This window comes from Brevundimonas diminuta (genome assembly GCF_050310045.1).
GTDB classification, from domain to species: domain Bacteria; phylum Pseudomonadota; class Alphaproteobacteria; order Caulobacterales; family Caulobacteraceae; genus Brevundimonas; species Brevundimonas diminuta_F.
The window spans coordinates 1865371-1892236 of the sequence record NZ_CP190005.1 but is presented as its reverse complement, the minus strand read 5'-3'; the positions used below and the strand labels follow the sequence as shown (position 1 = coordinate 1892236).

At 65.6% G+C, this 26866-nt stretch carries 26 protein-coding genes, 3 tRNA genes and 1 pseudogene; 26 read left to right on the top strand and 4 right to left on the bottom strand.

The annotated features are described in order from the left end of the window. The first annotated feature begins 20 nt into the window (after nt 1–20). The 4 genes and pseudogenes from ACORJG_RS09170 to ACORJG_RS09155 form a co-directional block, all read left to right on the top strand. Nucleotides 21–659, top strand: coding sequence for an energy transducer TonB (locus ACORJG_RS09170; RefSeq protein ID WP_427788727.1), 639 nt, complete (start codon nt 21–23; stop codon nt 657–659). A 250-nt stretch (nt 660–909) separates the two neighbouring features. After that, nucleotides 910–1668, top strand: coding sequence for a M48 family metallopeptidase (locus ACORJG_RS09165; RefSeq protein WP_427788725.1), 759 nt, complete (start codon nt 910–912; stop codon nt 1666–1668). A gap of 92 nt (nt 1669–1760) precedes the next feature. After that, nucleotides 1761–1837 (top strand) — tRNA-His (locus ACORJG_RS09160). A 47-nt stretch (nt 1838–1884) separates the two neighbouring features. Then, a pseudogene (locus ACORJG_RS09155) lies at nt 1885–2283 on the top strand (methyltransferase domain-containing protein); the annotation flags it as partial. A gap of 229 nt (nt 2284–2512) precedes the next feature. Here the strand turns inward: ACORJG_RS09155 and ACORJG_RS09150 are convergent. Beyond that, complete coding sequence (locus tag ACORJG_RS09150; RefSeq protein ID WP_427788723.1) at nt 2513–4384, bottom strand: patatin-like phospholipase family protein; 1872 nt, start codon at nt 4382–4384, stop codon at nt 2513–2515. 83 nt (nt 4385–4467) lie between these two features. Here ACORJG_RS09150 and ACORJG_RS09145 point away from each other — a divergent pair, with 83 nt between their 5' ends. The 8 genes from ACORJG_RS09145 to metG all read left to right on the top strand — a co-directional run bounded on the left by ACORJG_RS09145 (nt 4468) and on the right by metG (nt 13827). Beyond that, the gene (locus tag ACORJG_RS09145; protein ID WP_427788721.1) at nt 4468–6060 is read left to right on the top strand and encodes a carboxyl transferase domain-containing protein; all 1593 of its coding nucleotides are present in this window, start codon (nt 4468–4470) and stop codon (nt 6058–6060) included. Between the two features lie 110 nt (nt 6061–6170). Then, nucleotides 6171–6680 carry a hypothetical protein gene (locus ACORJG_RS09140; protein WP_427788719.1) on the top strand — a complete coding sequence of 170 codons (510 nt, stop codon included), beginning with the start codon at nt 6171–6173 and terminating at the stop codon, nt 6678–6680. Between the two features lie 67 nt (nt 6681–6747). Next, nucleotides 6748–7650 carry an enoyl-CoA hydratase-related protein gene (locus tag ACORJG_RS09135; protein WP_427788717.1) on the top strand — a complete coding sequence of 301 codons (903 nt, stop codon included), beginning with the start codon at nt 6748–6750 and terminating at the stop codon, nt 7648–7650. Between the two features lie 190 nt (nt 7651–7840). After that, complete coding sequence (locus ACORJG_RS09130) at nt 7841–9835, top strand: acetyl/propionyl/methylcrotonyl-CoA carboxylase subunit alpha (RefSeq protein WP_427788715.1); 1995 nt, start codon at nt 7841–7843, stop codon at nt 9833–9835. Beyond that, entirely contained in the window at nt 9832–10170 is a 339-nt protein-coding gene (locus ACORJG_RS09125) for a hypothetical protein (protein ID WP_427788713.1), read from the top strand. Before ACORJG_RS09130 ends, ACORJG_RS09125 begins: the two co-directional genes overlap by 4 nt. Nucleotides 10171–10212: 42 nt before the next feature. After that, complete coding sequence (locus ACORJG_RS09120) at nt 10213–10608, top strand: DUF1489 family protein (protein ID WP_427793003.1); 396 nt, start codon at nt 10213–10215, stop codon at nt 10606–10608. Nucleotides 10609–10671: 63 nt separating this feature from the next. Continuing rightward, entirely contained in the window at nt 10672–12015 is a 1344-nt protein-coding gene (locus ACORJG_RS09115; protein ID WP_427788712.1) for an MATE family efflux transporter, read from the top strand. A gap of 102 nt (nt 12016–12117) precedes the next feature. After that, the gene (gene metG, locus ACORJG_RS09110) at nt 12118–13827 is read left to right on the top strand and encodes a methionine--tRNA ligase (protein WP_427788711.1); all 1710 of its coding nucleotides are present in this window, start codon (nt 12118–12120) and stop codon (nt 13825–13827) included. Between the two features lie 54 nt (nt 13828–13881). Here the strand turns inward: metG and ACORJG_RS09105 are convergent, their stop codons facing one another. Together ACORJG_RS09105 and rlmB are read right to left on the bottom strand one after the other, a co-directional pair. After that, the gene (locus ACORJG_RS09105) at nt 13882–14736 is read right to left on the bottom strand and encodes a TerC family protein (RefSeq protein ID WP_427788710.1); all 855 of its coding nucleotides are present in this window, start codon (nt 14734–14736) and stop codon (nt 13882–13884) included. Nucleotides 14737–14809: 73 nt separating this feature from the next. Beyond that, the gene (gene rlmB, locus ACORJG_RS09100) at nt 14810–15688 is read right to left on the bottom strand and encodes a 23S rRNA (guanosine(2251)-2'-O)-methyltransferase RlmB (protein WP_427788709.1); all 879 of its coding nucleotides are present in this window, start codon (nt 15686–15688) and stop codon (nt 14810–14812) included. 149 nt (nt 15689–15837) lie between these two features. Between rlmB and ACORJG_RS09095 the strand changes: the two genes are divergently transcribed. From ACORJG_RS09095 to ACORJG_RS09070, 6 genes are all read left to right on the top strand, one after another. Then, nucleotides 15838–15921, top strand: a tRNA-Tyr gene (locus ACORJG_RS09095). A gap of 95 nt (nt 15922–16016) precedes the next feature. Then, nucleotides 16017–16090 (top strand) — tRNA-Gly (locus tag ACORJG_RS09090). A 60-nt stretch (nt 16091–16150) separates the two neighbouring features. Continuing rightward, the gene (tuf, locus tag ACORJG_RS09085; RefSeq protein ID WP_427788707.1) at nt 16151–17341 is read left to right on the top strand and encodes an elongation factor Tu; all 1191 of its coding nucleotides are present in this window, start codon (nt 16151–16153) and stop codon (nt 17339–17341) included. 646 nt (nt 17342–17987) lie between these two features. Further along, nucleotides 17988–19145 (top strand): GNAT family N-acetyltransferase, encoded by a 1158-nt coding sequence (locus tag ACORJG_RS09080; RefSeq protein WP_427788705.1) that lies wholly within the window; start codon nt 17988–17990, stop codon nt 19143–19145. Between the two features lie 14 nt (nt 19146–19159). Next, complete coding sequence (locus tag ACORJG_RS09075) at nt 19160–20089, top strand: transcriptional regulator (RefSeq protein ID WP_427788703.1); 930 nt, start codon at nt 19160–19162, stop codon at nt 20087–20089. A 102-nt stretch (nt 20090–20191) separates the two neighbouring features. Further along, nucleotides 20192–21094 (top strand): GIN domain-containing protein, encoded by a 903-nt coding sequence (locus ACORJG_RS09070; protein ID WP_427788701.1) that lies wholly within the window; start codon nt 20192–20194, stop codon nt 21092–21094. A gap of 164 nt (nt 21095–21258) precedes the next feature. On the opposite strand, the gene ACORJG_RS09065 is transcribed toward ACORJG_RS09070, so the two are convergent. Continuing rightward, nucleotides 21259–22008: a hypothetical protein gene (locus tag ACORJG_RS09065; protein WP_427788700.1), complete on the bottom strand. Its 750-nt coding sequence runs from the start codon at nt 22006–22008 to the stop codon at nt 21259–21261. Nucleotides 22009–22593: 585 nt separating this feature from the next. Between ACORJG_RS09065 and rpsJ the strand changes: the two genes are divergently transcribed. The 8 genes from rpsJ to rpsC are packed head-to-tail and all read left to right on the top strand — an operon-like array spanning nt 22594 to nt 26861. Next, nucleotides 22594–22899 carry a 30S ribosomal protein S10 gene (gene rpsJ / locus ACORJG_RS09060; RefSeq protein ID WP_003164367.1) on the top strand — a complete coding sequence of 102 codons (306 nt, stop codon included), beginning with the start codon at nt 22594–22596 and terminating at the stop codon, nt 22897–22899. Between the two features lie 23 nt (nt 22900–22922). Beyond that, complete coding sequence (gene rplC / locus ACORJG_RS09055) at nt 22923–23666, top strand: 50S ribosomal protein L3 (protein ID WP_427788698.1); 744 nt, start codon at nt 22923–22925, stop codon at nt 23664–23666. Continuing rightward, nucleotides 23666–24304 carry a 50S ribosomal protein L4 gene (gene rplD / locus ACORJG_RS09050; protein WP_427788697.1) on the top strand — a complete coding sequence of 213 codons (639 nt, stop codon included), beginning with the start codon at nt 23666–23668 and terminating at the stop codon, nt 24302–24304. The genes rplC and rplD overlap by 1 nt, the downstream gene beginning before the upstream one ends. Beyond that, nucleotides 24304–24609, top strand: a complete 306-nt coding sequence (locus ACORJG_RS09045) for a 50S ribosomal protein L23 (RefSeq protein ID WP_003170030.1) — start codon at nt 24304–24306, stop codon at nt 24607–24609. The genes rplD and ACORJG_RS09045 overlap by 1 nt, the downstream gene beginning before the upstream one ends. Before the next feature lie 4 nt (nt 24610–24613). Continuing rightward, nucleotides 24614–25450 carry a 50S ribosomal protein L2 gene (rplB, locus tag ACORJG_RS09040; RefSeq protein WP_312219355.1) on the top strand — a complete coding sequence of 279 codons (837 nt, stop codon included), beginning with the start codon at nt 24614–24616 and terminating at the stop codon, nt 25448–25450. A 2-nt stretch (nt 25451–25452) separates the two neighbouring features. Further along, nucleotides 25453–25731, top strand: a complete 279-nt coding sequence (rpsS, locus tag ACORJG_RS09035; RefSeq protein WP_003164372.1) for a 30S ribosomal protein S19 — start codon at nt 25453–25455, stop codon at nt 25729–25731. A 3-nt stretch (nt 25732–25734) separates the two neighbouring features. Next, nucleotides 25735–26115, top strand: a complete 381-nt coding sequence (rplV, locus tag ACORJG_RS09030) for a 50S ribosomal protein L22 (RefSeq protein ID WP_346531593.1) — start codon at nt 25735–25737, stop codon at nt 26113–26115. Beyond that, nucleotides 26115–26861, top strand: a complete 747-nt coding sequence (gene rpsC, locus ACORJG_RS09025) for a 30S ribosomal protein S3 (RefSeq protein ID WP_003164374.1) — start codon at nt 26115–26117, stop codon at nt 26859–26861. The genes rplV and rpsC overlap by 1 nt, the downstream gene beginning before the upstream one ends. The last annotated feature ends 5 nt before the right edge of the window (nt 26862–26866 follow it).

Sequence of the window (26866 nt, the reverse complement as noted above, 5' to 3'; positions counted from 1 at the left end):
AGAAACTTTCGACGGGCGCAATGGTCGGGATTGGCATCTCGGTGGTCGTCCACGCTCTGGCAGGTCTGTACCTGTACAAGAGCAAGTTTGAACTCAAGGAGTTCGACTATGTGGACGAGGCTGTGAATGTGGAGTTGATGGACCTTCCGGCTCCGCCGCCTCCGCCTCCGCCGCCGCCGCCGCCGCCGGACAGACCGCCGCCGCCAAAGCTTCAGGTGCGCGAGCCGGTCGTCAACACCTCGGCTCCGCCGCCTCCGGTGACGCTGCCGATCGAGCCGACGAAGAAGGAAGACCGTCAGGAGTATACGGGCCCGCCCGTCATCGTCCCTGGTCCTCCGCCTCCGCCCGCTCCTCCGCCTCCGCCGCGTCCTGCGGTGATCACCAACCCGCAGTGGGCTCGCCCGCCGCGTCCGACCGAACGGGACTTCCCGCAACGCGCGCTTGATCGTGGCGTGGGCGGTTCGGCTACGGTCGAATGTACGGTGACGCCGAGCGGCAAACCCGAAGACTGCCGTGTCGCCTCGGAAGAGCCGGCTGGCATGGGCTTCGGCGCTGCGGCTGTCCGCATCGTCCAGCGTGGGCAACTTTCGCCCCGCACGGTCGACGGCGCTGCAACGAACGCCAAGTTCGTGGTCCGGGTGCCGTTTAACCTGGACTAAGGCGAGCGATCGCACAGAACGAAAGAAGCGCTCCGAGGTTTCGCCTCGGGGCGCTTTTTCGTTGGCGGGGCATATCTGAACTCTGGCGGAGGCATTTGATCGGCGCCGCCCTGTGGTGCGCGCTTGCGAGTGACGATTCCCTTCACTCCGGAAGCCGAGGCTGACCGAGAACGGGTTTCAGGCGAACGGGCATGGAGCCTTGGCCGGAGACCGTGCATTATGTGGGGGCTGAATGCTGTCTGGAGGTCTTATGTCCCGCAAGCCTGTTCTCGCCGCCTTGGCCATCGCGGCCGGCATCATCAGCGCCGGTGCGGGCGGCTGCGCCTATAATGAAGCGCTGGGCCGCAACCAGTTGGTCTTTATCGATGACGGGATGCTGATCCAGCAGTCGCAGGCCGCCTGGGCCGAGACGCTGCGGACGCAGAAGGTGTCGAACAACGCCGCCCAGAATGCGCGGGTGCGTCGCGTCGGCGACCGCATCGTTCAGGCGGCCAATCTGACCAACCGTCACTGGGAATATGCGGTGTTCGACGATTCGACGCCGAACGCCTTTGTCCTGCCGTCGGGCCATATGGGGGTGACGACGGGGCTGCTGGCCATGGCGAAAAATGACGACCAGCTGGCGGCTGTCATCGGCCATGAAGTCGGCCACGTCGTCGCCCGACACGCGGCCGAGCGCGCCTCTACCACACAGACGACGGGTTTGATCCTGGGCGCGGTGCAGAGCCAGGCCGGAGACTATGGTCAGGCGGTACAGGCGTTTGGCGGAATGGGCGCACAGTTGGGCATCCTGCTGCCGTTCTCGCGCAGTCATGAACTGGAGGCCGATCGCCTGGGCGTCGATTACATGGTGGCGGCCGGTTACAAGGCCTCGGAATCGCTGAACCTGTGGCGTGCGATGGCCGAAGGGCGACAGTCCGGCACGCCGGAATTCGCCTCGACCCACCCGTCGGACCAGACGCGTCTGATGCAGCTTCAACAGTATATCGCCAGCCGCGGCTGGAACTGACGGAATAAAATGAAAAATCCTGCGTGAGGGTGAAAAGGCCGCTTGCCCCCGACGGCGAGGCCCGCTAGAGAACCGCCCTCGCGCAGAGATGTGCAGCCTTAGCTCAGCTGGTTAGAGCGCCGGTTTGTGGAGCCGGAGGTCCTCAGTTCAATCCTGAGAGGCTGTACCATTCTCCCTCGAATCGCTTCGGCGACATAACGAGGGAGAATATCGACGATGACGTCGCCGGCGTGGGACCCCCAGCAATACAATCGTTTCGAGCGTCAGCGCGATCGCGCGGCCATTGATTTGCTGTCACAGCTTCCGGGGGATCTGAACCCTCGTGAGGTCTGGGACATAGGCTGCGGCACCGGGCAGCATGCGGCCTTGCTGAAACGCCGCTGGCCCGTGGCGCGGGTGCATGGTCTGGATTCGAGCGGCGCCATGCTGGAGCAGGCGCGCAGCCTGCCGGATGACGTGGAATGGATGCAGGGGGATCTGGAGCGCTGGGCGCCGGATGCGCCGGTCGATCTGATTCTGGCCAACGCCTCGCTGCAGTGGGCGCCGGACCATGCGGCGCTGTTCAGGCGTCTGGTCGGTGCGCTGGCGCCGGGCGGCGTGCTGGCGGTGCAGATGCCCATGGCCTGGGAGACGCGCCATCACACCTTGATGCGGCAGACAGCGGGGGACGGTCCGTGGAGCGCCCTGCTGAAGGGCGTGGACACCATCCAGCCGCTGCTGGCGGCGGACGCCTATTATGATGCGGTGGCGGATCTGTGTGACGAGGTGGACGTCTGGTCGACCACCTATCTGCACGTTCTGGACGGGGAAGACGCCGTGCTGGAATGGATGAAGGGCACGGCTCTCAGGCCCTATCTGACCGCGCTTTGCGAAGACCAAACCAACCGCGACGCTTTTCTCGATCAACTGCGGCAGACGCTGGGCGAGGCGTTTCCACGGCGTCCTGAGGGAAGGACGCTTCTGCCATTTCCTCGACTGTTTCTTCTGGCGCGCCGGAGCGACGACGGCGGTGCAGGCTCTCGACCGGGCCGTTGAGGCTGTCGAGGGCGGCGCGCGCGGCTTCATATCCGGCGGCGACGCCGGGCTCATAGGCCTTCCAGTTGCGGATATCGATGCCGTCGGGCGTCGGCAGGATCAGCAGGTCCGTCTCGGCGCGGGCCTGCATCCGCTCGGCTTCGCTGGACAGGGTGGCCGAGCGCATCAGGATGGAGACGATCGGCGGGCCGTGCTTCCACGCGCCCGACAGGATCCAGCGCCACCATGAGGGCGGATTCTCCAGCGCCTCGGGATCGACGCCGCGCGTCATGGAGACGTCGACGCCGACGACAGGGCCGCTGTTCAGCCGCCGCATCACGTCGCTGGGAAAGTTGCGCAGCACGGCGCCGTCGACCAGCACCTGACCGTTCATCACCACGGGCGGCATGACGCCGGGAATCGAGATGGAGGCGCGCAGGGCGTGGCGCAGCATCCCCTCGCGATGCACCTCCAGCTTGCCCGAGGTCAGATTGGTCGAGACGGCGAAGAAGGGCAGCAGCATGTCCTCCATCTGCACGTCTCCGAAGGCCTCCTTCATCAGCGTCCTGACCTTGCGCGCGTGGGTCATGGCGATGATGGGCGGGGCGATGTCGGCCAACGGGTCCGACAGGACGAAGGCCTTGCGGATGTGATGCTCCAGCTCTTCGTCGGACCAGCCCAGCGCTGGACCGGCGCCGATGACCGCCCCCATTGAGGCGCCGCCGATGAAGTCTATGGGCGTGCCTGCCTCGCGCAGCGCCTTCAGGGCGCCGATGTGGGCATAGGCGCGGGCGCCGCCGCCTGACAGCACCACGCCGACCGCAGATCCGGTGATCAGGCGGGCGATCCGCTCGGTGTCGGTATAGAGCCCCTCGACCGCATGGAACCAGCGGCCGGGCTTCAGCACGTTCAGCCAGGCGCGGGTATTGCGCGGCCGCGACATGGCGGGATCGCGCAGCAGGATCAGGTCGGTGCGCTGGCCTGCGTCGTCCCAGTCGTCGGCGACGGGCGGGGCAGCGGGCGGCAGGGCGTCCGCTGCGCCGACGAGGAACAGCCGGTCGACCTGACGCGCGCACAGGGCGGCCCAGTTCGGCTCATTCGCCTCGGCGACATAGAGGACGTAGTCGTGGGCGTCCTCGACCCGCGAAAACCATTCGGCGGCCGAAGTGATGGAGGCGCTGTCGATGACGTGGCAACTGGCGCCGCTGCTTTCGATGGCGCGGGCCACCCGCTCGACGAAGCCTCGGATCGGCCGGTCGCGGGCTGAGACAAAGCCGAACACGTTCGGCTCGGCCCCGCCGCCGCGCTCACGCGCGCGCTTCAGCATGATCTGGCCCAGTTCGGTCATCAGCACCGGGTCGCTGCGGGCCGCGTCGAAAAAGGCCTCGCGCGGCAGGGCCAGAACGTCGCTGTCGCGCAGGGCGATCACATCCGACATGTGCGATGTGCCCGCCAGCATGGCCAGTTCGCCGACCGGTTCGCCGGGTTTGACCACGGCGGTCATATGCTGCGCCCGCGTATCGTCCCGGCGGAAGACGCCCAACCGCCCTGCGCGCAGCAGATAGAGGGTGTCGGCGGGATCTCCGGCGGAGAACAGGCGTTCCCCCCTTGTCAGCGCGAACCAGCTGGCGCGATTGTCGCTGGCGTCTTCAAAGGCGCGTGACAGGGCGACAGCGAGCGTGTCTGTTCGGGACGAGGCCATGAATACGGGAGATACAGCTGATTTCGCATCGGGTGAACTGAACGGGCTTCCCACGGACGCAGAAGCTGCCTACACCTAAGGGTATGCCCAAGCTGATTTCCGCCGTCGATCGCAATAGTCCTGCTTTCAAACAGCTGGATGCGCACAATCGCGCCCTTAAAGGCGCGCTTTACGAAAAGATATCCAAGGCAGCGCGAGGCGGCTCGGACGCCAGCCGCGAGCGTCATGTGGCGCGGGGCAAGCTGTTGCCGCGTGATCGGGTCGAGCGGTTGCTGGATCCGGGCTCGCCGTTTCTGGAGGTGGGCCAACTGGCCGCCGACGGCATGTATGGCGATGCGGCGCCGGGCGCAGGCATGATCTGCGGCGTCGGTCGCGTGTCGGGCCGCGAGGTCATGATCGTCGCCAACGACCCGACGGTGAAGGGCGGCGCCTACTTCCCGATGACGGTGAAAAAGCACCTGCGGGCGCAGGAGATCGCCGAGCAGAACAACCTGCCGTGCGTCTATCTGGTCGATTCCGGCGGGGCCAACCTGCCGCACCAGGCCGAGGTGTTTCCGGACCGCGACCACTTCGGCCGCATCTTCTTCAATCAGGCGCGGATGAGCGCGCGTTCGATCCCGCAGATCGCCTGTGTGATGGGCAGCTGCACGGCCGGCGGCGCCTATGTGCCCGCCATGTCGGACGAGACGGTGATCGTGCGCAATCAGGGCACCATCTTCCTGGCCGGTCCGCCGCTGGTGAAGGCGGCGACGGGCGAGGTCATCTCGGCCGAGGAGCTGGGCGGCGCCGAGACGCACGGCCGCAGGTCCGGCGTGGTCGACCATGTGGCCGAGAACGATGAACACGCGCTGGAGATCGTCCGCTCTATCGTCGCCAATCTGAATACCACCAAACCCCAGCCGCTGGATGTGCGCGAGCCGCGCGCCCCGGCCTATGATCCGGCAGAACTCTACGGCATCATCCCTGAGGACGTCCGCGCCCCCTATGACGTGCGCGAGGTCATCGCCCGCATCGTCGACGGCTCCGAACTGGACGAGTTCAAGGCGCTGTACGGCACGTCGTTGGTGTGCGGTTTCGCCCGTGTCTGGGGGATGCCGGTCGCTATTCTGGCCAACAACGGCGTGCTGTTCTCGGAAAGCGCCCAGAAGGGCGCGCACTTCATCGAACTGGCCTGCAAGCGCAAGATTCCGCTGCTGTTCCTGCAGAACATCTCGGGCTTCATGGTCGGCGGTAAATATGAGGCCGAGGGCATCGCCAAGCACGGCGCCAAGCTGGTCACGGCGGTCGCTTCGGCTGAGGTGCCCAAGTTCACCGTTCTGATCGGCGGCAGCTTCGGCGCTGGAAACTACGGCATGTGCGGCCGGGCCTACAGCCCGCGCTTCCTGTTCACCTGGCCCAACAGCCGCATCAGCGTGATGGGCGGCGAGCAGGCGGCCAGCGTTCTGGCCACCGTCCACCACGACGCAGACACCTGGACGCCCGATGAAGCCGAGGCCTTCAAGGCGCCGATCCGTCAGAAGTATGAGGACGAGGGCAACCCCTATTACGCTACGGCCCGCCTGTGGGACGATGGGGTGATCGACCCGGCCCAGACCCGCGACGTGCTGGGTCTGGCCATCAGCGCCAGCCTGAACGCACCGATCCCCGAGACGACCTTCGGCGTGTTCCGGATGTAGGGACCAAAATAAACAGTGCTCAAAAAATAACTTGAAGCCGGGCGACGCGGCTGAAAATGTGGCGTCGACGATCCCGGCGCGGGGTCGAAACGGACGGCAAGGACAGTGACATGAAGAAGACAGCAGCTTTCATCGCCCTGACCGCGTTGGTGGCGGCCTGCGGATCGCAGGCGGATCGTGCGGCGCCCGAGGCAGTCGCAGAAGCCCCGCAGGATCCGGCGGCCGCTGCGGCCCCGGCGGCTTCGGCGGCGCAGTCCGAACCGGTCTCAGCGGCCGAGGAAGCGGCCGCGCGGGCAGGCGAGCCGTCGCAGGCGGTCTTCCCTGTCGGCTATCGCGGAAACTGGGATTACAGCGAAAACGGCTGCGACAATGATGAAAGCGACACCCGCTTCGTCATCACGGCCAATGAGATCAAGGGCTATGAGGACACGTCGAAACTGGTGGCGCTGGAAACCCTGAAGGATCAGGGCGACGCCATCCGCGTGGTGCTGGAGAACCAGTCGTCTGAAGGCGATCACACCATCGTCCAGATCCTGCGCCTGTCGCCGGTGGCGGGGATTTCCCTGCGCGTCGAACAGGATGGCAAGACCGTCCGCGCCAACCGCTGCGACGCGGTCTAGACGGGTTTTCCGGGCGACGGAAAGGGAACGCGCGTGATGCGTTCTATCGGCTGAGAGGAGCCGCACCATGACTGACAAAACGCCGACAGAAGCCGAACTGAACGCTCTGGACATCACCGATGCCGAGGCGGCGGAGATGAACGCCATCGTTCACCCCTTCGTCGCCGATCCGGCGCCGGATGCGAACGACGATCTGGTGCAGATCGACGCCACCGCCGACGGCGTCGTCTTCGTCACCATCAACCGGCCGCAGAAGAAGAACGCCTTCGACGCGGCCACCATCGCTGCTCTTTATGAGGCGTTTGAGACGCTGCATGGCGCCGACAAGGTGCGCGTGGTCTTCATCCGCGGCGCGGGTGGAACGTTCAGCGCGGGCGCCGACCTGAACTGGATGCGCTCGGCGGCCGACTGGTCCGAGAGCGACAACCGCGATGACGCCATGGGTCTGGCGAAGATGCTGAAGGCCCTGCACGACGTGCCTGCGCTGACAGTCGCCCTGGTCGAGGGCGCGGCCATGGGCGGCGGGGCGGGCATCGTCGCCGCCTGCGACATGGCCGTGGCGGTCGAGGGCGCGCGCTTCGCTTTCTCTGAGGTCAAGCTGGGCCTGATCCCGGCGACCATCGCCCCCTATGTCATCGAAGCGGTCGGCGCGCGCCGCGCGCGCCAGCTGTTCCTGACGGCCAATATCTTCGACGCCGACTACGCCGCACATGCGGGACTGATCGACATGGTCCTGCCCGAAGGTTCGGTGGACGAGTTCATCTCCATGCTGACCGACAGCCTGTCGGCCAATGCGCCGGGCGCCATGGGCGACGCCAAGCGTCTGGTGAACGATGTCGCCGGCGAAGAGATCGACCATCGCCTGCTGGAAGAGACCGCCAAACGCATCGCCCGCGCCCGCATCTCGGCCGAGGGCCAGGAAGGCGTCCGCGCGTTTCTGGACAAACGCCCAGCCAGTTGGGCGCAGTAAGACTACTTTCCTCCCCACTTGTGGGGAGGGGGACCACGAAGTGGTGGAGGGGCGGCGTAAACGTCAGCCGTGGAGCCGTCCCCTCCATCACGTCGCCTTCGGCGCCGCGCCACCTCCCCATTCGCTTTGCGAACAGGGAGGAGCAAGGTGAAGCAAGGCGCCCATTGCAGAGGCAGAGTTCAAGACCGCCATGTTTAAATCCGTCCTGGTCGCCAATCGCGGCGAGATCGCCTGCCGCGTCTTCCGCACCGCCCGCCGCATGGGCCTGCGCACCGTCGCCGTCTATTCCGAGGCTGACGCCAACGCCCTGCACGTGCGCGAGGCTGACGAGGCGGTGCTGATCGGCCCGGCGGCGGCGCGCGAATCCTATCTGGATGCGGCCAGGGTGCTGGCGGCGGCCAAGGCGACGGGGGCGGAGGCCATCCACCCCGGCTATGGCTTCCTGTCCGAGAACGCCGACTTCGCCGAGGCGGTGGCGGCGGCGGGCATCGTCTGGATCGGCCCCAAGCCGTCCTCGATCCGCGCCATGGGGCTGAAGGACGCGGCCAAGAAGCTGATGATCGAGGCGGGCGTCCCCGTCACCCCCGGCTATCAGGGCGAGGACCAGTCGCTGGAGACGCTGACGGCCGAGGCGAACCGCATCGGCTTCCCGGTCCTGATCAAGGCGGTCGCGGGCGGCGGCGGCAAGGGGATGCGGAAGGTCGACCGCGCCGAGGACTTTGCTGAAAATCTGGCCTCGGCCCAGCGCGAGGGGCAGTCGTCCTTCGGCGACCCGCGCGTGCTGATCGAGAGCTACATCACCCGCCCGCGACACATCGAGGTGCAGGTCTTCGGCGACAGCCACGGCAACGTCGTCCACCTGCATGAACGCGATTGCTCGCTGCAACGTCGCCACCAGAAGGTGATCGAGGAAGCCCCGGCGCCGGGCATGGATCAGGCCACGCGCGACGCCGTCACCGCCGCCGCCGTCCGCGCCGCCAAGGCCGTGGACTATCAGGGCGCAGGCACCATCGAGTTCATCGCCGACGCCTCCGATGGGCTGAAGGCCGACCGCATCTGGTTCATGGAGATGAACACCCGGCTTCAGGTCGAGCACCCGGTGACCGAGAGCATCACCGGCGTCGATCTGGTCGAATGGCAGCTGCGCGTCGCGGCGGGCCAGCCGATCCCGCTGGCGCAGGCCGACATTCCGATGAAGGGCTGGGCGATGGAGGCCCGCCTCTATGCCGAAGACCCGGCTAACGGCTTCCTGCCGTCGATCGGGCGGCTGGATCATTTCGTCATGCCTGACGACATCCGCGTCGACACCGGCGTGATGCAGGGCGGCGAAGTCAGCCAGTTCTACGACCCGATGATCGCCAAGCTGATCGTCCACGAAGACACCCGCGAAGCCGCCGCCGCCCGTCTGGCCGACGCCTGCCGCGAGGTCGAGGTCTGGCCAGTTCGGACCAACGCAGGCTTCATGGCGCGCTGTCTGGAACATCCGCGCTTCGTCGAGGGCGACGTGGACACGGGCTTCATCGCGGCTGAAGAGGGGGCGCTGATCGCTCCGGCTCAGGTATCCGCCCGCGCGCTGGCCGCTGCGGCCGGGCAGATCGGGCTGGAGGCGGACGCCGCCGCCTTTGACGCGCCGGACAATGTGCTGGCGCCCGCCCGCGCGGGTTTGTTCGGTTTCCGCCTGAACGCGGCGCCGCAGGCGCATACGGCGGTCCATCATGATGGTGTAGCTCATGCCCTGACGCTGACCGGCGAGCCGGGCTGGTATGGCCGGTCGTCCAGCTTTTCCGTGAGCGGCGAGTTCGGCTCGGCCCAGATCTATGGCGAGCCGGGCGTGGTTGTCGTGGACGGCGAAGTGGTCAGCACCCTGTCGCCCGACGCCGAGCGGGTTCTGGTGTTCGACGGCGGCGATGTGGTCGAATTCCATCGTCGCAAATCCAGCGCTTCGGCAGGCTCCGCCTCTGACGGCGGTCTGCGTGCGCCGATGCCGGGCAAGATTGTCGCCGCGCCCGCCAAGGCCGGGGACAAGGTGGCCAAGGGCCAGCCTGTCGTCGTGCTGGAAGCCATGAAGATGGAGCACGCCCTTACCGCGCCCTTTGACGGCGTGGTGGCCGAGTTCAACGTCGCCGTTGGTGATCAGGTCACAGACGGCGCGGTTCTGGCCGTGGTGAAGGCCGAGGGCGAATGATCGTTGCGGCCCTTATAACTACGGCGCTTCTGGGCGCCGACCTGAGCGATATGCCTGCGGCCTCGGCGGCGGATCTTCAGTGCATGGGCCTGCTGGCGGTGGCGATCGACGATCCCGCCGCCTCGGATGCGCTGAAGCAGCAGTATACGGGCGGGATGATGTATTATCTGGGTCGTCTGGAAGGCCGAGACGCTCGCCGCGACTGGATCGGGCGGATGCTGGACTATACGGACACCACCCCGGTGCAGCAGGTCCGCTCGCACACCCAGCGGTGCGGGCAGGAACTGATCGCCAAGGGGCAGGAAATCTTCACCAAGCTGGATCGCGAACCCTGAGCCGGTCTGGCCTTTGCGGCGTCGGATGACTAGTTGGGCCTCATGCCCCTGCACATGATCAAGCTCTGCGTCGGCGTGGCCGAGGTCGAGACGCTGGAAGCGAACGCAGCCCGGTCCGACTGGCGCATCGTCCACACCCGCATGACGCCCAAGCGCGCCGCCGAGATCGAGGACGGCGGCTCCCTCTATTGGGTGATGAAGGGCGTCGTGACGTGCCGTCAGCGGATTCTGGACATCACGACCGTGGGCGAGGGCAAGGCCAGCCGCTGCGAAATCAAGCTGGACAGCCAGGTCATCCGTACCGCGCCGCTGGCCCGGCGACCGTTTCAGGGCTGGCGTTATTTCGACAAGGACGTGCCGCCAGACCTGTCGGTGGCCGAGCCGACGGATCTGCCGCCCGAACTGGCGCGCGAGTTGCGTGAACTGGGCGCCTGGTAGGCGCCTGAAACGCCCTGAAAATCATTTGACCCGCGCGCGTGAGCGTGGCTGTTGCGGCGTCCGATGATCCAGTCCCTGTTCAGCTTCCATAACCGCGCCACCCTGTCCGAGCTGTTGAAGCTGGCGTGGCCTGTGGTGCTGGCGCGTCTGGGCATCATGACCATGGGGCTGACCGACGCGATCGTCGTCGGCCACTACGCCAGCCGCGAGCTGGCCTTCCACTCGCTGGCCTGGGCGCCGTCGTCGGTCGTGCTGACCACGGCGGTCGGCCTGATGATGGGCGTTCAGATCATGACCGCCCGCCTGCTGGGCGAGGGCAGGGGCGACGAGGTCGGCGCCGTCCTGCGCCGGGGCATGAGCTATGCCCTGCAGATCGGGCTGATCTCCATGGTCGGCCTGTTGCTGCTGGGGCCGTTCGGTTTGGTGCATATGGGGCTGGAGGAAGGTCTGGGCGAGGGCGCGACGCCCGCCCTGATGGTCTTCGCCCTGTCGATGCCGGCCTATCTGATTTCAGTCTGCGCCCAGTTCTTTCTTGAGGGCCTGCGGCGCCCGAAAGCGGGCATGGTCGCCATGTGGGTGGCCAATGCGGTTAACCTTGCACTGAACCTGCTGCTGGTGCCGGATATGCTGGGCATCGGCCTGGACGGCGCCGTGGCCTCGGCTTGGGCGACGTTCGGCGCGCGCACGGCGCTGGCGATCTTTCTGGTCGTCTTTATCCTGCGCCTGCCCGAGGCGCGGGCCTGGGGCGTGTTCAAGAAACCCAGGCGCGACAAGGCGGTCGAGAGCCAGCAGGTCAAGGTCGGTCTGGGCGCGGGCGCATCCAACTTCATCGAGGTCGGCGCCTTTGCGGCCATGACCCTGTTCGCCGGTCAGCTGGGCGCCGCCGAGACCGCCAGCTGGGCCGTCGTCATCAACATCTCGGCCATCGTCTTCATGGTGCCGATGGGGCTGGGCTCGGCGACAGCCGTTCTGGTGGGGCGCAGCTATGGGGCCGCCGACAAGGCGGGCGTCATGCGCGGCGGTCTGGCGGGCATCGGCGTCGTGACGGTGCTGGCCTTCATCATCGCCCTCATCATCTGGCCGACAGCGCGACTGATCGTCGGCGCCTATACGACCGACCCGGCCATTCTGGCCATCGCCGCCCCGGCGCTGGTTCTGGCGACCCTGTTCTTCGTCGCTGACGCCATGCAGGTGGTCGCCGCACAGGCCAACCGCGCAGCGGGCGACGTGGTGTGGCCGACGCTGATGCACCTGTTGTCCTATGGCGTCATCATGATCCCGCTGGGCTGGTTCCTGGCGCACCGCATGGGCGTGGATGGACTGGTGACCTCCGTCATCGTCGCCAGCCTGATCTCGGGCGCCCTGCTGACCGGGCGCTTCGTGAGGATCGCGCGGCGGCTGGCGTAGCGTCCTCATCCTTCCAAGGGATGGGCAGGGTGAAGGCGAAAGGTGACGGCGGGCGTTTCGCCCTCTATATCCCGACGCCTCCCTGTCAGACGTTGGAAGATCATGTCCCGCATCCTCATCACCTCGGCGCTGCCCTACATCAACGGCATCAAGCACCTTGGGAATCTGGCCGGGTCGATGCTGCCCGCCGATGTGTGGGCGCGTTTCATGCGAAGCCGGGGGCATGAGGTTCTCTATGTCTGCGCCACCGACGAGCACGGCACCCCGGCCGAGCTGGCCGCCGCCGCCGCCGGGCAGGACGTCCGCACCTATTGCGACGAGCAGCATCAGGTTCAGAAGGCGCTGGCCGACAAGTTCAGCTTGTCGTTCGACATCTTCGGCCGCAGTTCCAACGCCCCGAACACCCGCCTGACCCAGCACTTCGCCAAGGTGCTGGAAGAGCGCGGCCTGATCGAGGAGCGCGTCGACCGGATGATCTATTCGATCGACGACGCCCGCTTCCTGCCCGACCGCTATGTCGAGGGGACGTGTCCGCACTGCGCCTATGAGAAGGCGCGCGGCGACCAGTGCGACAACTGCGGCCGCCTGCTGGACCCGACCGACCTGATCAATCCCTATTCGGCGGTGTCGGGCAGCCGGAACCTTGAGGTCCGCGACACGCGTCACCTCTATCTGCTGCAAACCAGGATCGCCGACGACGTGCGCGGCTGGGTCGACGCCCGCTCGCCCCAGTGGCAGCCGCTGGCCCGTTCCATCGCTTACAAGCATCTGGACGAGGGCCTGATCGACCGCGGCATCACCCGCGACCTGAAGTGGGGCGTGCCGGTCGTCGGCCCTGACGGCGGCCCGCGCCCGGGCATGGAAGGCAAGGTCTTCTACGTCTGGTTCGACGCCCCCATCGAATACATCGGCGCGACCGAGGAATGGGCGCAGAAGACCGGCGGAAACTGGCGCTCGTGGTGGCGCCTGGACGAGGGCGCCGGGGACGTGCGCTACGTCCAGTTCATGGGCAAGGACAATGTGGCCTTCCACACCGTCAGCTTCCCCGCCACCATCATCGGCTCGGGCGAGCCGTGGAAGACGGTCGATCAGTTGAAAGCCTTCAACTGGTTGAACTGGTACGGCGGCAAGTTCTCGACCAGCATGGGCCGGGGCGTCTTCATGGATCAGGCGCTGGAGCTGCTGCCCGCTGACTACTGGCGCTGGCACCTGACGGCCTATGGGCCGGAACATTCCGACGCGGCCTTCACCTGGGAGCAGTTCCAGTCGACGACGAACAAGGACCTGGCCGATGTTCTGGGCAACTTCGTCAACCGCATCGTCAAGTTCACGGAATCCAAGTTCGACGGCGTCGCGCCTGAGGGCGGCGAGGCCGGTCCGCTGGAGGCCAAGCTGGCGGCCGACATCAAGGCCGGTCTGGAAACCCTGACCGCCGAGTTCGAAGCCATGGAGTTCCGCAAGGCGGCACAGGCCGCGCGCGCCCTGTGGGTGCTGGGCAATGAGTATCTGCAGGAAGCCGCCCCCTGGACGGCGCTGAAGACCGACCGCGAGCGCGCCGCCGTGGTGGTTCGCACCGGTCTATCGCTGGTCGCCCTGTTCGCCCGCATCACAGCGCCCTTCATGCCTGAAGCCGTAGGCCGCATCGCCGCCACGGTCGGTGCGACGGACCTCTCGTGGCCGGATGTAGAAAGCGATCTGCTGAACACCCTGCCCAACGGTCAGGCGGTATCCTCGGCTCAGGTGCTGTTCGCCAAGATCGAGGACGCCCAGGTCGCCGAATGGACTGAACGCTTCGGCGGCGCGGAGGGGTGAATCAAGTCGATTGATAATTGAAAAAGGCCCGGAGCGATCCGGGCCTTTCGTGTTTCAGGAGGATGGTTGAGATCGCTCGACCGTCTGGGGCTGCGGGTCGCGTCTCTCGCGGCCGCCGGGCAGGGCATGGGGCGTGTGGGAATTGGCGCCCTTGCCGCCCTGACGCAGGTGCTTGGCCTGTTCCTCGGCGCTGATACGCAGGAAGCCGGGCGCCGAGGCGTTGAACTGATCCGTATGGCCGGTGCGCACGATCACCGAACGCCCGCCGTCCCAGATCATGTGCAGGGCGACGTACAGAACGATGGCCAGCCCCACATAGGCGATCCAGCGATAGCGGTTCAGCAGCTTGGCGATGAAGGTGGCGGCCAGACCCATCAGGGCGATCGACAGGATCAGGCCGAACACCATGATCCACGGGTGATCATGGCTGGCGCCCGCCACGGCCAGCACATTGTCCAGCGACATGGTCAGATCGGCGATCATGATCTGAATCAGGGCGGCGCCGAAGGTCTTGCGCTTCAGGCCCATTTCCTCGGGCGAGGGACCGCCGCCGTGTTCGATGGCCATGGCGCGCTGGATTTCAGCCTCGGCTTCGGCCTGATCGTGGGTGCCCTGCTCGCGCAGTTCGCGCCACATCTTCCAGCACACCCACAGCAGCAGGAAGCCGCCCGCCAGCAGCAGGCCGACGATCGCCAGCAACTGCACGGTGATCAGCGCCAGACCGATGCGCAGCACGACGGCGACGGCCAGACCGACAAGGATGGCCTTGCGGCGCTGTTCCTGCGGCAGGGCGGCGGCGGCGAGGCCGACGGCGACAGCGTTGTCGCCGGCCAGCACCAGGTCGATCATCAGCACCTTGCCGAGAGCGGAGGCCTGACTGATCAGTTCGGGATTGGAGAGGAAGTCCATATCCCCTCCATAAAGCCCGGCAGGACCCGCGCCAAGACGCCGCAGGGCGAGTTGACGCGGGTGTTTCTGCTTCCTAGCTCGAGCGGCCCTGGGCGCGTGCGGCTTCATACAGGGCGATGGCCGCCGCGTTGGAGACGTTCAGGCTCTCGAAGCCGCCGGGCATGGGGATGCGGGCCATGGCTTCGCAGTGTTCGGCCACCAAACGACGCACGCCGTCGCCTTCGGATCCCATGACGATGACGGTCGGGCGCGCGTCCAGCGCCTGTTCCAGCGTCAGCTCGGAATCGCCGTCCATGCCGATGGCCCGCCAGCCGTGGTCGGCCAGCTTCTCCAGCGCACGGCTGAGATTCGTCACGCGGGCGCAGGGCAGCCGCTCGGTCGCACCGGCCGAGGCCTTGGCCAGAGCGCCGGCGAGGGCGGGGGAATGGCGGTCCTGCACGACGATGCCGCGCGCGCCAAAGGCCAGAGCCGAACGGAAGATGGCGCCGACATTCTGGGGATCGGTCAGCTGGTCCAGCATGACGATGACGCCTTCAGCCGGTTCAGCCAGGTCTTCCAGAGCGACGCCTTCCAGCGGCTGGACCTTGAAGGCCATGCCCTGGTGCACGGCTCCGGCAGGCAGCATCCGGCCAAGCGCGACCGAATCAACCACTTCGATTCGGTGGCCATTCGCCAGATTCTCGCGCTGAATCTCTTCGGCGCGATCTTCGGTGACCATCAGACGGCCGCTTCCGCGACGCGCAGGATTCGCCAAAGCGGCCAAAACCGGATGGCGCCCCCAAAGAAAATTATCGGCGTCAGGGCGCGCCCGCGTGGGTCTGCGGTCTGTATCACTTGCGGCGCGCCCTTGCGGGGCGGGCGTTTGGGCCCGATTTGGGCGTCCTTCGTCCCTCTTGTGGAAAGATTGTTTTTTACCGGTTTTCCGGTCGTTGCGTTCTCGAAATGACGACACTATAAGACGGCCTCCGATTTGGGCCCCAAGGCTTTCGGTTCAGGCGCTTCCTCTACTGCAGGCGTCGCCCGACAGCGAAGGCTTTCGTCGCGGAATGGTCGAAAGATTGTTTCCGGCGTTTCCAGACCGGCATTGACATAAGGCGCGCTGGGGGAATGTCCCGAGTGGCAAAGGGGGCGGACTGTAAATCCGCTGCGTAAGCTTCGCAGGTTCGAGTCCTGCTTCCCCCACCACGCGCCTTCAATGCCCGACGGCCGGGAGTCCAGATAGGAATCGGGTGCGGAAACGTCGCTCTTCATATGAAGGGCGGTGCAACCGCATTCTTCGTGCGGGTATAGCACAATGGTAGTGCAGCAGCCTTCCAAGCTGAATACGCGGGTTCGATTCCCGCTACCCGCTCCAGGTTTTATGAACTGAGCACAGCGCCCCTCCTTTCCGGACCCGGGCCACAGGAGTTTGGCCATGGCCAAGGAAAAGTTCGAACGCACTAAGCCGCACTGCAACATCGGCACGATCGGCCACGTTGACCACGGCAAGACGACGCTGACGGCGGCGATCTCGATGACGCTGGCGAAGGCCGGCGGCAGCAAGGCGATGAACTACGCCGACATCGACAACGCGCCGGAAGAAAAAGCGCGCGGCATCACCATCAACACGTCGCACGTCGAGTATGAGACGGCCAACCGTCACTACGCGCACGTCGATTGCCCGGGCCACGCCGACTACGTGAAGAACATGATCACGGGCGCTGCTCAGATGGACGGCGCGATTCTGGTGTGCTCGGCCGCTGACGGCCCGATGCCGCAGACCCGCGAGCACATCCTGCTGTCGCGTCAGGTCGGCGTTCCGGCGCTGGTGGTTTTCCTGAACAAGGTCGACATGGTCGACGACGAAGAGCTGCTGGAGCTGGTCGAAATGGAAGTGCGCGAGCTGCTCAGCTCGTACCAGTTCCCGGGCGACGACATCCCGGTGGTCAAGGGCTCGGCCCTGGCCGCTGTCGAAGACCGCGACGCCCACATCGGCGAAGAGCGCATCCTGGAGCTGATGGCGGCGGTCGACGCCTACATCCCGCAACCGGAACGCCCGATCGACATGCCGTTCCTGATGCCGGTCGAAGACGTGTTCTCGATCTCGGGCCGCGGCACCGTGGTGACGGGTCGCGTCGAGCGCGGCATCGTGAAGGTCGGTGAAGAAGTCGAAATCGTCGGCATCCGTCCGGTTCAGAAGACGACCTGCACGGGCGTCGAAATGTTCCGCAAGCTGCTGGACCAAGGTCAAGCCGGCGACAACGTGGGCGTGCTGCTGCGCGGCACCAAGCGTGAAGACGTCGAGCGCGGCCAGGTGCTGTGCAAGCCGGGTTCGATCACGCCGCACACCAAGTTCGTGGCTGAGGCCTACATCCTGAACAAGGAAGAAGGCGGCCGTCACACGCCGTTCTTCACGAACTACCGTCCGCAGTTCTACTTCCGCACGACCGACGTGACCGGCATCGTGAAGCTGAAGGAAGGCGTGGAAATGATCATGCCGGGCGACAACGCCGAGCTGGACGTGGAGCTGATCACGCCGATCGCGATGGAAGAGAAGCTGCGCTTCGCCATCCGTGAAGGCGGCCGCACCGTCGGCGCCGGCGTCGTGGCCAAGATCGTCGAGTAATCGACGATCCTCGCCACGCGAGACTAAAGACCTTGGCGGGAGCTTCCGCTCCCGCCGGGGCCAAGATCGTCGAGTAATCGACGGGCGGCTTTCGGGTCGCACAGTAAGAGTAAGCGTAAGCGTACCGGCCTCAAGCAGCGCGAAAGCGCGTTAGGCCGGAGTAATGGCCTCAAGCAGCGCGAAAGCGCGTTAGGCCGGAGTAATGGCCTCAAGCAGCGCGAAAGCGCGTTAGGCCAGAGTAATGGCCTCAAGCAGCGCGAAAGCGCGTTAGGCCGCCAGAGTAAAGCGTAACAGAGCGGCCCCCGGAGCGATCCGGGGGCTGTTTTGCTTTCAACCGTTCGGGGCGCCGGTCGCGGGATCGGTTTTCGTGTGGCTGGAATTACTGCTGCCATCGGCGCCTCTGGGCTCTGTAGCCGGGCGCGGCGGCTGGCCTTTCTTTCCAGAGCGCTGGTTCTCGTTTTCGGTTTCGCGGTTCTCAGGGCGTTGTGTCGTCATGGAAACCTCCTGAAAGAAATCAACGCGCCAGAGGCCTGTGTAGCTTCGATCTTTTTCTGCAAGGCGCCGAACGCTAACCCGACTTCAAGGGCTTGGTCATATGAGATGGGGTTGGAACGGGACTTGCTGTGGCCGTTCCGAAGGGAGCACCATGTCAGGTCGATTATCCGTTGAAATCCGCAGTCTGGCCGACCTGTCGGCCGGGGAGGGCGCGCAGTGGAACGACTGGGCGCGCGCGGATCCTGACCTGAGCAGCCCCTATTTCCGCTGGGAGTTCGCGCGGACGGCGGGCCCATTGTGTCCCGGTTCGGCTGTGGCCGTCTTTAAACGGGACGGTCTGGTGGTCGGCTATTATCCGCATCAGCGTCGGGGCGGGACGGTTCAGCCGCTGGCCGCGCCGATGAACGATTATCACGGCGTCATCGGCCCGCGTGACGCAAAGCCGTCAATGCAGGAGGCGGCGGACCTGATCGGGGCGCCGCGCTTTGCGGCCGCCGCGTGGATCGGCGAGGCGCCGGACAGGATGGTGCGAAACCACAGCGTGGTGTCCCTGGTGCCGGACGAAGGGGGCTTTGACGCCTGGTATGCGCGGCGCCGGAAGACGTTTCCGAAATACTTCAAGGATAAGGAACGTTCGCGCCGGGGGCTGGACGCGGCTTTCGCCACGATCGGAATCGAGATCGGCCTGAAGGATCATGTCCTGCTGGACCGGCTGATCCGCGAAAAGAGCGAGCAGTACCGCCGCACCGGTCTTCATGACATCTTCGCCTGCGGCTGGACCTCGCGGGTGCTGCATGCCCTGATGGACGTCGAGGGAGAAGACGGCTTTGGGGCCTCTCTGGCTGTGCTTCGCGCCGATGGACGGGTGGTCGCCATGGAATTTTCCATGCATGCAGGCCGTCACTTCCACCTGTGGTTCCCGGTCTATGATCAGGAAGTCGCGCGCTGGTCGCCCGGCATCGTCCTGACGCAGGAAACGATCCGATTGGGGGCGGAGAGCGGCTATCGCCTGTTCGACTATGGCGTCGGCGTGGGCGGCGCCTACAAGAAATACTATGACGACGGCGGGCTGGAGACGGTCGAGGGCGTTGTGACGCGTGCGTCGCCGGGCAATCTTCTGGGCGCCGCAGCCAGCGCGGCCCTCGGCCTGCTGGGCGAACAGAAGGCGGCGCGTCTGCGCACCAGCGCCTGCCGCCGCTGGTCGGTTGTGGAGGCATGTGAAACTACACTGGCCGGTCGAGCCTCAGGCGTTGTGCGCGCCCTGTCCGACCTGGCGCGTAAACAGAAAGCCGCCGGCGCGGCCGATTGACAAGGAGAACGCAGATGACGGCTTCAATGACGCGTTACGCGGGTTCGATCACTCAACCCGAGGTCCATCCTCACGCCCTGGTCGCTGACGGATTCGCCGAGGATCAGGCGCTGGCCGAAGTGCTGGATCGCTATCCGGCCGACCTGTTCGATATCAACCTGTATGACTACGACGACGAGGGGCAGGTCAGCCTGCGCACCGGCGCGCGTGGAAAGCTGAACGGCGCAGAACTGCTGGAAGCGATCCAGCAGGGCCGTCTGTGGGTCAATATGCGCAAGGTCGAGCAGGGCTGGCCCGAGCTGTGGCGCGCGGCCATGGTCGATTTCGAGCGTATCCTTGGCGGCTATGGGTTGAAGGCGGCCAGCGCCAGCGGCCAACTGATCCTGTCCTCGCCCAAGGCGCGGGTGCCCTATCATTTCGACGCGGGCGGGGTGGTGTTGTTCCACATGCGCGGGCGCAAGCGCCTGTTCGTCTATCCTGGCGACGAGGCCCATCTGCCCGAGCGCAGCATGGAGCAGGTCGTCACCCGCCAGACGACCGAAGAGATTCCCTATCGCATGGCGTTCGAGGACGACGCCCGCGTCGTCGATCTGGAGCCGGGACAGGCGCTGACCTGGCCCTTCTATGCGCCGCACCGGGTCGAGAATCTGGACCGGTTCTGCGTCTCACTGTCGGTGGAATTCCAGAGCTGGCCGTCGCGCATCCGCAACGGCGCCCTCTACACCAACGCCTTCCTGCGCAGCCGGGGAGGGCAGCCGCGCACCACGGACCGGATGAGCAAGCCGGAACTGGCGGCGCGCTGGGCGGCGTCTGTAGCGTTGAAGCGCACGGGGCTGGTTAAGTCCCGGATCGCCGCATTCGAGCGGGACTTTGAGCCTGCCGTGGGGGCGAAGGATGGTGCGGCGGCCCTGGCGACGGATCGCGCGAATGGCGCGGAAGCCTGAGCGAGGCTTGGGTTACAAGGGGTTCATGACCTCGATTTAAACTGACTTTGCGGCGCGGGGCGCTCAGTTTCGCCTGGACACAGAGACAGGGAGACCCCGCTGATGAAACCCGCCGTAATCGCCGTCGCCATTGGTTCCGCGTTCGCCGCTTCCGCCGTTCTGGCGGCGCCGGCGCCGGCGCTGGCTGCTGATGTGACCATCCGCAATGCGGTGGCCCGCGTCATCGTGATTCCCGAAGACCGCGCGGATATCGGGGTGGAGATCACTCAGGGCTCAGCCGGATTGCCGGACCTGCGTGTGGAGCGGCGCGGGTCGGACGTAAGCATTGAAGGCGGTCTGGGCCGCGGCCGGGGCATGAGTTTCAACGGCGGTCAGATCGGCTCATGCAACAGCGGCCGGACCGATGCGCGTCAGCCTGGCGAAGGCGCCTCGGTCGAGGTTCGCGGCAAGGGACGCATCCGTATGGAGGACGCGCCCATGATCGTTCTACGCACCCCGCGTGATGTGGAGGTCAGCGGGGGCGGGGCGCTGTTCGGCTCGATAGGGCGCGGCGCCCGCTCGGTGGAACTGGGTCACGGCGGGTGCGGTTCGTGGACGGTCGCCAATGTCGACGGCGACATGGAGTTGTCGGTCGGCGGTTCGGGCAGCATCCGCGCCGGAACCTCGCGCAAGCTGGAAGCCGCTGTCGGCGGGTCCGGTTCGATCTTCGCTGGAGCCACGGGCGCGCTGGACGCCAGCGTTGGCGGCTCGGGCAGCATTGATGTAGCGCGGGTGGACGGCGAAACCGATATCGCCATCGGCGGATCCGGCGACGTGCGGGTGCGGGGCGGGCGAGCTCCGTCGCTCAAGGTGTCCATCGGCGGCTCGGGCGACGTCGTGTTCGACGGCGCGGCGGGCGACGTATCGGCCGCCATCGCCGGATCGGGCGATGTGCGCGTGGCCGAGGCGAGCGGCAGGGTGTCGCGCTCCATCGTCGGCTCTGGGAATCTTCGCATCGGCCGTTGAGTTTGATCCCATAAGTAAAAAAGGCCCGCAAGCGTGGATGCGTGCGGGCCTTTTCATGTCTGTGCGCCTGTCGTCCGCCGTTAGGCGCAGGTAAGCAAAAACCCCGGCAGATCGCTCCGCCGGGGTTCTCTTGATCTGTGCGGTCTTGAGGCCGCGAAGACCGATTAGTTGCCGAACAGGGCGGCGACGCCGCTGGTCGTGCGGCCCAGGTTGGCCCCGGCTTGGTCGCGGGCTTGCAGACCGCCGCCGAAGCTGTAGCGCATGCCGATCTTGAAGACATTGGCGTCGACGTCCAGGTCCGAAGACTTGGCGTAGTCGTAGCCGCCGAAGACCGAGTACGGCGAGTCGGCGAACTGGTACTCGGCGCCGACGCCGACCGACCAGCCGTCGACCGAGCTGTTGAAGAAGCTCTTGTCCAGGTTGGTGTAGGCGGCGCCCGCGTTCAGGCGCAGTTGCGGCGTGGCGTAGAAGGCGGCGTCAGCGGCCACGTTCCAGATGTCCGCGTTCTGGACGGTGCCGTACGAAGCCACGCCCGTCAGGGTGGCGCGTTCCAGATACTTCTGACCTTCGACGCCGAAGGTCGTCATGGTGCCGCCGAGGAATTCCGAAGCGCCGACGAAGCCGCCGAAGCGCATGTCGTCGATCTTCTTCGACAGGTGAACGGCGCCGGCGATGGTGCTTTCGTGGCCGCCGTGCTTGACGTCCGTATAGGCGGCTTCACCGTTGAAGGTGACGGTCCAGTCGCCGAACACCGGCGAGGCGACCGTGCCGTCGATAACGCCGCGGTTCACGTCGATGTCTTCGATGTCTGCATAGTTATAGGCGACGCCGACCGAACCGATGGCGTTCTGGGCGAAGGCGGGAGCGGCGATCAGGGTCGCGGCGGCGACCGAAGCGAGAAAGACGGTTTTCATTTTTTGTCCTTATGTATTGCCGCCGAACAAGCTTGGCCTGTCCGGGGATGGGCGAGACATAGGTCGCTGTTTTCCGTTTTGCCGTAACAAACATGTCATGCAGGCGTCACATGAGGGGCGATGTTGCCCAAAAGAGACGCATTGCGGCATAACTGCGTCACCGACATGCGGGGAATGCGGCGCGGCCTTTCTGTTGCGCGTATCCGGCCGTTTTTAAGCCTCAGTTCCTAAGGGACGGACCCTGTTATGTGGCGATGGTGCGGCGCGGCAGGGTTACAGCATCGGTGAGTCGCAAACCCTGACGGGGCGGGGCTTTCCGCGCTTGACGAAAACGGAATCGGTAGGCATAAGCACCCCTCTTGTTGGACCGGCTGTGCACTTTCGGGTGCAGACGCGGTCCGCAGGGACGACCTAAGTTACTGTTCTTTGCAGCTTCTTGGGAACTTACGGCCTTCGCGGGGGACTGCGTGGGCCGCTCGTTTTTGCGGATTTGCGTTTCCTGGGAGCGAGTAATCGCTCTGAGGCTTCGGTCTTTGAAATGGTTCACAGGGACGCGGCTCCGGCCGCATGGGAATAACAACCGATATGGATCAAAGCATCCGCATCAGGCTCAAGGCCTTCGATCACCGCGTCCTCGACTTTTCGACGCGCGAAATCGTCAACACCGCCAAGCGCACGGGCGCGACCGTTCGTGGTCCGATCCCGCTGCCGACCCTGATCGAAAAGTTCACCGTGAACCGCTCGCCGCACGTCGACAAGAAGTCGCGCGAGCAGTTTGAAATCCGCACGCACAAACGCGTGCTCGACATCGTCGACCCCACCCCGCAGACCGTGGACGCGCTCATGAAGCTCGACCTGTCCGCCGGCGTGGACGTCGAGATCAAGATCTAAGAAAGAAAGAGGCGGGATCCGACATGCGCACGGGCGTGATCGCCAAGAAGCTGGGGATGACCCGCGTGTTCGCCGATGACGGCGCACACGTTCCGGTCACTGTACTCCAGCTCGACGGCTGCCAAGTCGTCGGTCAGCGGACCAAGGAGCGCGACGGCTACGTCGCCCTTCAGTTGGGCGCTGGCGTTAAGAAGGCCAAGAACACGGCCAAGGCTCAACGCGAAGTTTTCGCGAAGGCCGAGGTTGAACCTAAGGCCTATGTAACCGAGTTCCGCGTGGGTGAAGACGCCCTGCTGGACGTGGGCGCCGAACTGTCGGCTGACCACTTCCTCGCGGGCCAGAAGGTCGACATCCAGGGCCATACCATTGGTAAGGGCTTTGCCGGCGCCATGAAGCGCTGGAACTTCGGTGGTTTGCGCGCCTCGCACGGTGTGTCGATTTCGCACCGTTCGCACGGTTCGACCGGCCAGCGTCAGGACCCGGGCAAGGTCTTCAAGGGCAAGAAGATGGCTGGCCATCTCGGCCAGGAAGTCGTCACGACCCAGAACCTGACCGTCGTCCGCGTCGACGCCGAGCGTGGCCTGATCCTGATCAAGGGCGCTGTCCCGGGTCACGACGGCGCCTACGTCAAGATCAGCGACGCCATCAAGAAGGCCCGCCCTGCGGACGCTCCGTTCCCGGGCGCTGTAAAGTCGGCTGCTGCTCAACCCGCTTCGACGCCGGCTGAGGTCCCGGCCGTGGAAGCGACCGAAGGCGGTGAAGCGTAATGAAACTCTCGGTCATCAAACTCGACGGCAAGGCTGCTGGCGACGTTGAGCTGTCGGACGCCGTTTTCGGCATCTCCGATATCCGCGGCGACCTGCTGGCCCGTTACGTCAACTGGCAGCTGGCCAAGCGCCGCGCCGGTACGCACAAGGTTCAAACCCGTAACGAGAACTCTCGTACGGGCAAGAAGATGTACAAGCAGAAGGGCACGGGCGGCGCTCGTCACGGCTCGCGTCGTGCGCCCCAGTTCGTCGGCGGTTCGCCGGCGTTCGGCCCGGTCGTTCGCGATCACGGCTTCTCGCTGCCGAAGAAGGTCCGCGCTCTGGCCCTGCGTCACGCCCTGTCCTCCAAGGTCAAGGCTGGCGATCTGGTCGTCGTCGACAGCGTTTCGGTCAAGGAAGCCAAGACGGCCGCCTTGCGCGAAACCTTCGGCAAGCTGGGCTGGACCAAGGCTCTGATCATCGCGGGTCCGGAAGTCGACGTGAACTTCGGCCTGGCGGCTCGCAACATCCCGCACATCGACGTGCTGCCGAACGCCGGCCTGAACGTCTATGACATCCTGCGGGCGGACAAACTGGTGCTGACCAAGGCCGCCGTTGAGGCGATCGAGGCCCGCTTCGCTGAGAAGGAAGCCGCATAATGGCCGCCGCTCAACCCACCGCCAAGCACTACGACACCATCCTGGCTCCGGTGATCACCGAGAAGGCCACGATCCTGTCGGAGCAGAACAAGGTCGTCTTCCGCGTCGCCGGCACGGCGACCAAGGACGAGATCGCTGCTGCGGTCGAAAGCCTGTTCAAAGTCAACGTCCTCAAGGTCAACACCCTGGTTCAAAAGGGCAAGACCAAGCGCTTCCGGGGCATCCTGGGCCGTCGCGTGGACATCAAGAAAGCGATCGTGACGCTGGCCGATGGTCAGTCGATCGACGTCACGACGGGGCTCTAAGAAGATGGCTCTGAAGCATTATAATCCGACATCGCCGGGCCGCCGCGCCCTGGTGCTGGTCGACCGTTCCGAGCTGCACAAAGGCCGTCCGGAAAAGTCGCTGACCGAGGGCCTGACCAAGTCGGGCGGCCGTGGTCAGGGTGGTCGCATCGCTGTCCGCTTCCGCGGCGGCGGCGCCAAGAAGCTGTACCGCAAGATCGACTTCAAGCGTCGCAAGTTCGACGTGGTCGGCACGGTCGAGCGTCTGGAATACGACCCCAACCGCACCGCCTTCATCGCCCTGGTGACCTACGCCGACGGCGAGAAGACCTACATCATCGCGCCTCAGCGTCTGCACGCCGGCGACACCATCGTCGCGGGTGAAAAGGTCGACGTGAAGCCGGGCAACGCCATGCCGCTGCGCTCCATGCCGGTCGGCACCATCATCCACAACGTGGAGATGAAGCCGGGCAAGGGCGCTCAGCTGGCCCGTTCGGCCGGCGCCTACGCTCAACTGGTCGGTCGCGACCAGGGCTATGCTCAGATCCGTCTGGGCTCGGGCGAACTTCGCATGGTTCTGGACGGCTGCATGGCCGTTGTCGGCGCCGTGTCGAACCCCGAGCACATGAACCAGAACCTGGGCAAGGCGGGCCGCAAGCGTCACATGGGCTGGCGTCCGCACGTCCGCGGCGTCGCCATGAACCCGATCGACCACCCGCATGGTGGTGGTGAAGGCCGGACCTCTGGTGGTCGTACCCCGGTTACGCCGTGGGGCAAGGACACCAAGGGCACCCGTACCCGCAAGAACAAGGCCACGGATAAGTTCATCATCCGTAGCCGTCACGTGAAGAAGGCTCGCTAAGAATGGCCCGCTCCTCCTGGAAAGGCCCGTTTGTCGACGGGTATCTGCTCAAGAAGGCCGACGCCGCTCAATCGTCGGGCCGCAAGGACGTGATCAAGACGTGGTCGCGCCGCTCCACCATCCTGCCGCAGTTCGTCGGTCTGACGTTCGGCGTCCACAACGGCCAGAAGCATGTGCCGGTGTCGGTCTCCGAAGAAATGGTCGGCATGAAGTTCGGCGAGTTCGCCCCGACCCGGAACTTCCCGGGCCACGCGGCGGACAAGAAGGCCAAGAGGAAGTAATCCATGGCCCAGACCAAGAACCCCCGCCGCGTTGAAGCGACCGAGGCCCGCGCCAAGCTGGTCAACGTCCGCATCAGCCCGCAGAAGCTGAACCTGGTGGCCGCGTCGATCCGCGGTCTGCCGGTCCAGAAGGCGCTGAACGAGCTGGAATTCAGCCGCAAGCGCATCGCTGGCGATGTCCGCAAGGTCCTGTACTCGGCGATCTCGAACGCCGAGAACAACCACAACCTCGACATCGACAACCTGGTCGTCGCCGAGGCCTTCGTGGGCAAGAACCTGGTGATGAAGCGTTTCGCGAGCCGCGCTCGTGGTCGCTCGTCGCGCATCCTGAAACCGTTCAGCGAAATCACCATCGTGGTTCGCGAAGCAGGTGAGGCCGCCTGATGGGTCAGAAAATCAATCCGATCGGTCTGCGCCTCGGCGTGAACCGCACGTGGGACAGCCGCTGGTTCGCCGGCGGCGCTGACTACGCCAAACTGCTCCACCAGGACCTGAAGCTGCGCACGTGGCTGAAGGAACGCCTGTCGGCTGCCGGCGTGTCGCGCATCATCATCGAGCGCCCCCACAAGAAGTGCCGCGTGACGATCTACGCCGCCCGTCCGGGTGTCGTGATCGGCAAGAAGGGCGCTGACATCGAGAAGCTCCGCAAGGACATCTCGGCCCGCACCGAAGGCGAAGTTCACCTGAACATCGTCGAAGTCCGCAAGCCGGAGACCGACGCTCAGCTGATCGCCGAGAACATCGCTCAGCAGCTGGAACGCCGTATCGCGTTCCGCCGCGCCATGAAGCGTTCGATGCAGTCGGCCATGCGCCTGGGCGCCAAGGGCGTCCGCATCAACGTCTCGGGCCGTCTGGGCGGCGCCGAAATCGCTCGTATGGAATGGTACCGCGAAGGTCGCGTGCCGCTTCACACGCTGCGCGCCGACATCGACTACGGCTTCTATGAAGCCAAGACGACCTACGGCATCATTGGCGTGAAGGTCTGGGTGTTTAAGGGTGAAGTGCTCGAGCACGACCCGATGGCCCAGGACAAGCGCTGGGCCCAGGAAGCTTCGGGTCCGTCGTCCAACGAAGGCCGTGAGCGCGGCCCCCGCGGTGATCGCGGTCCGCGCCGTGGTCGTGAGGGCTGATAGGC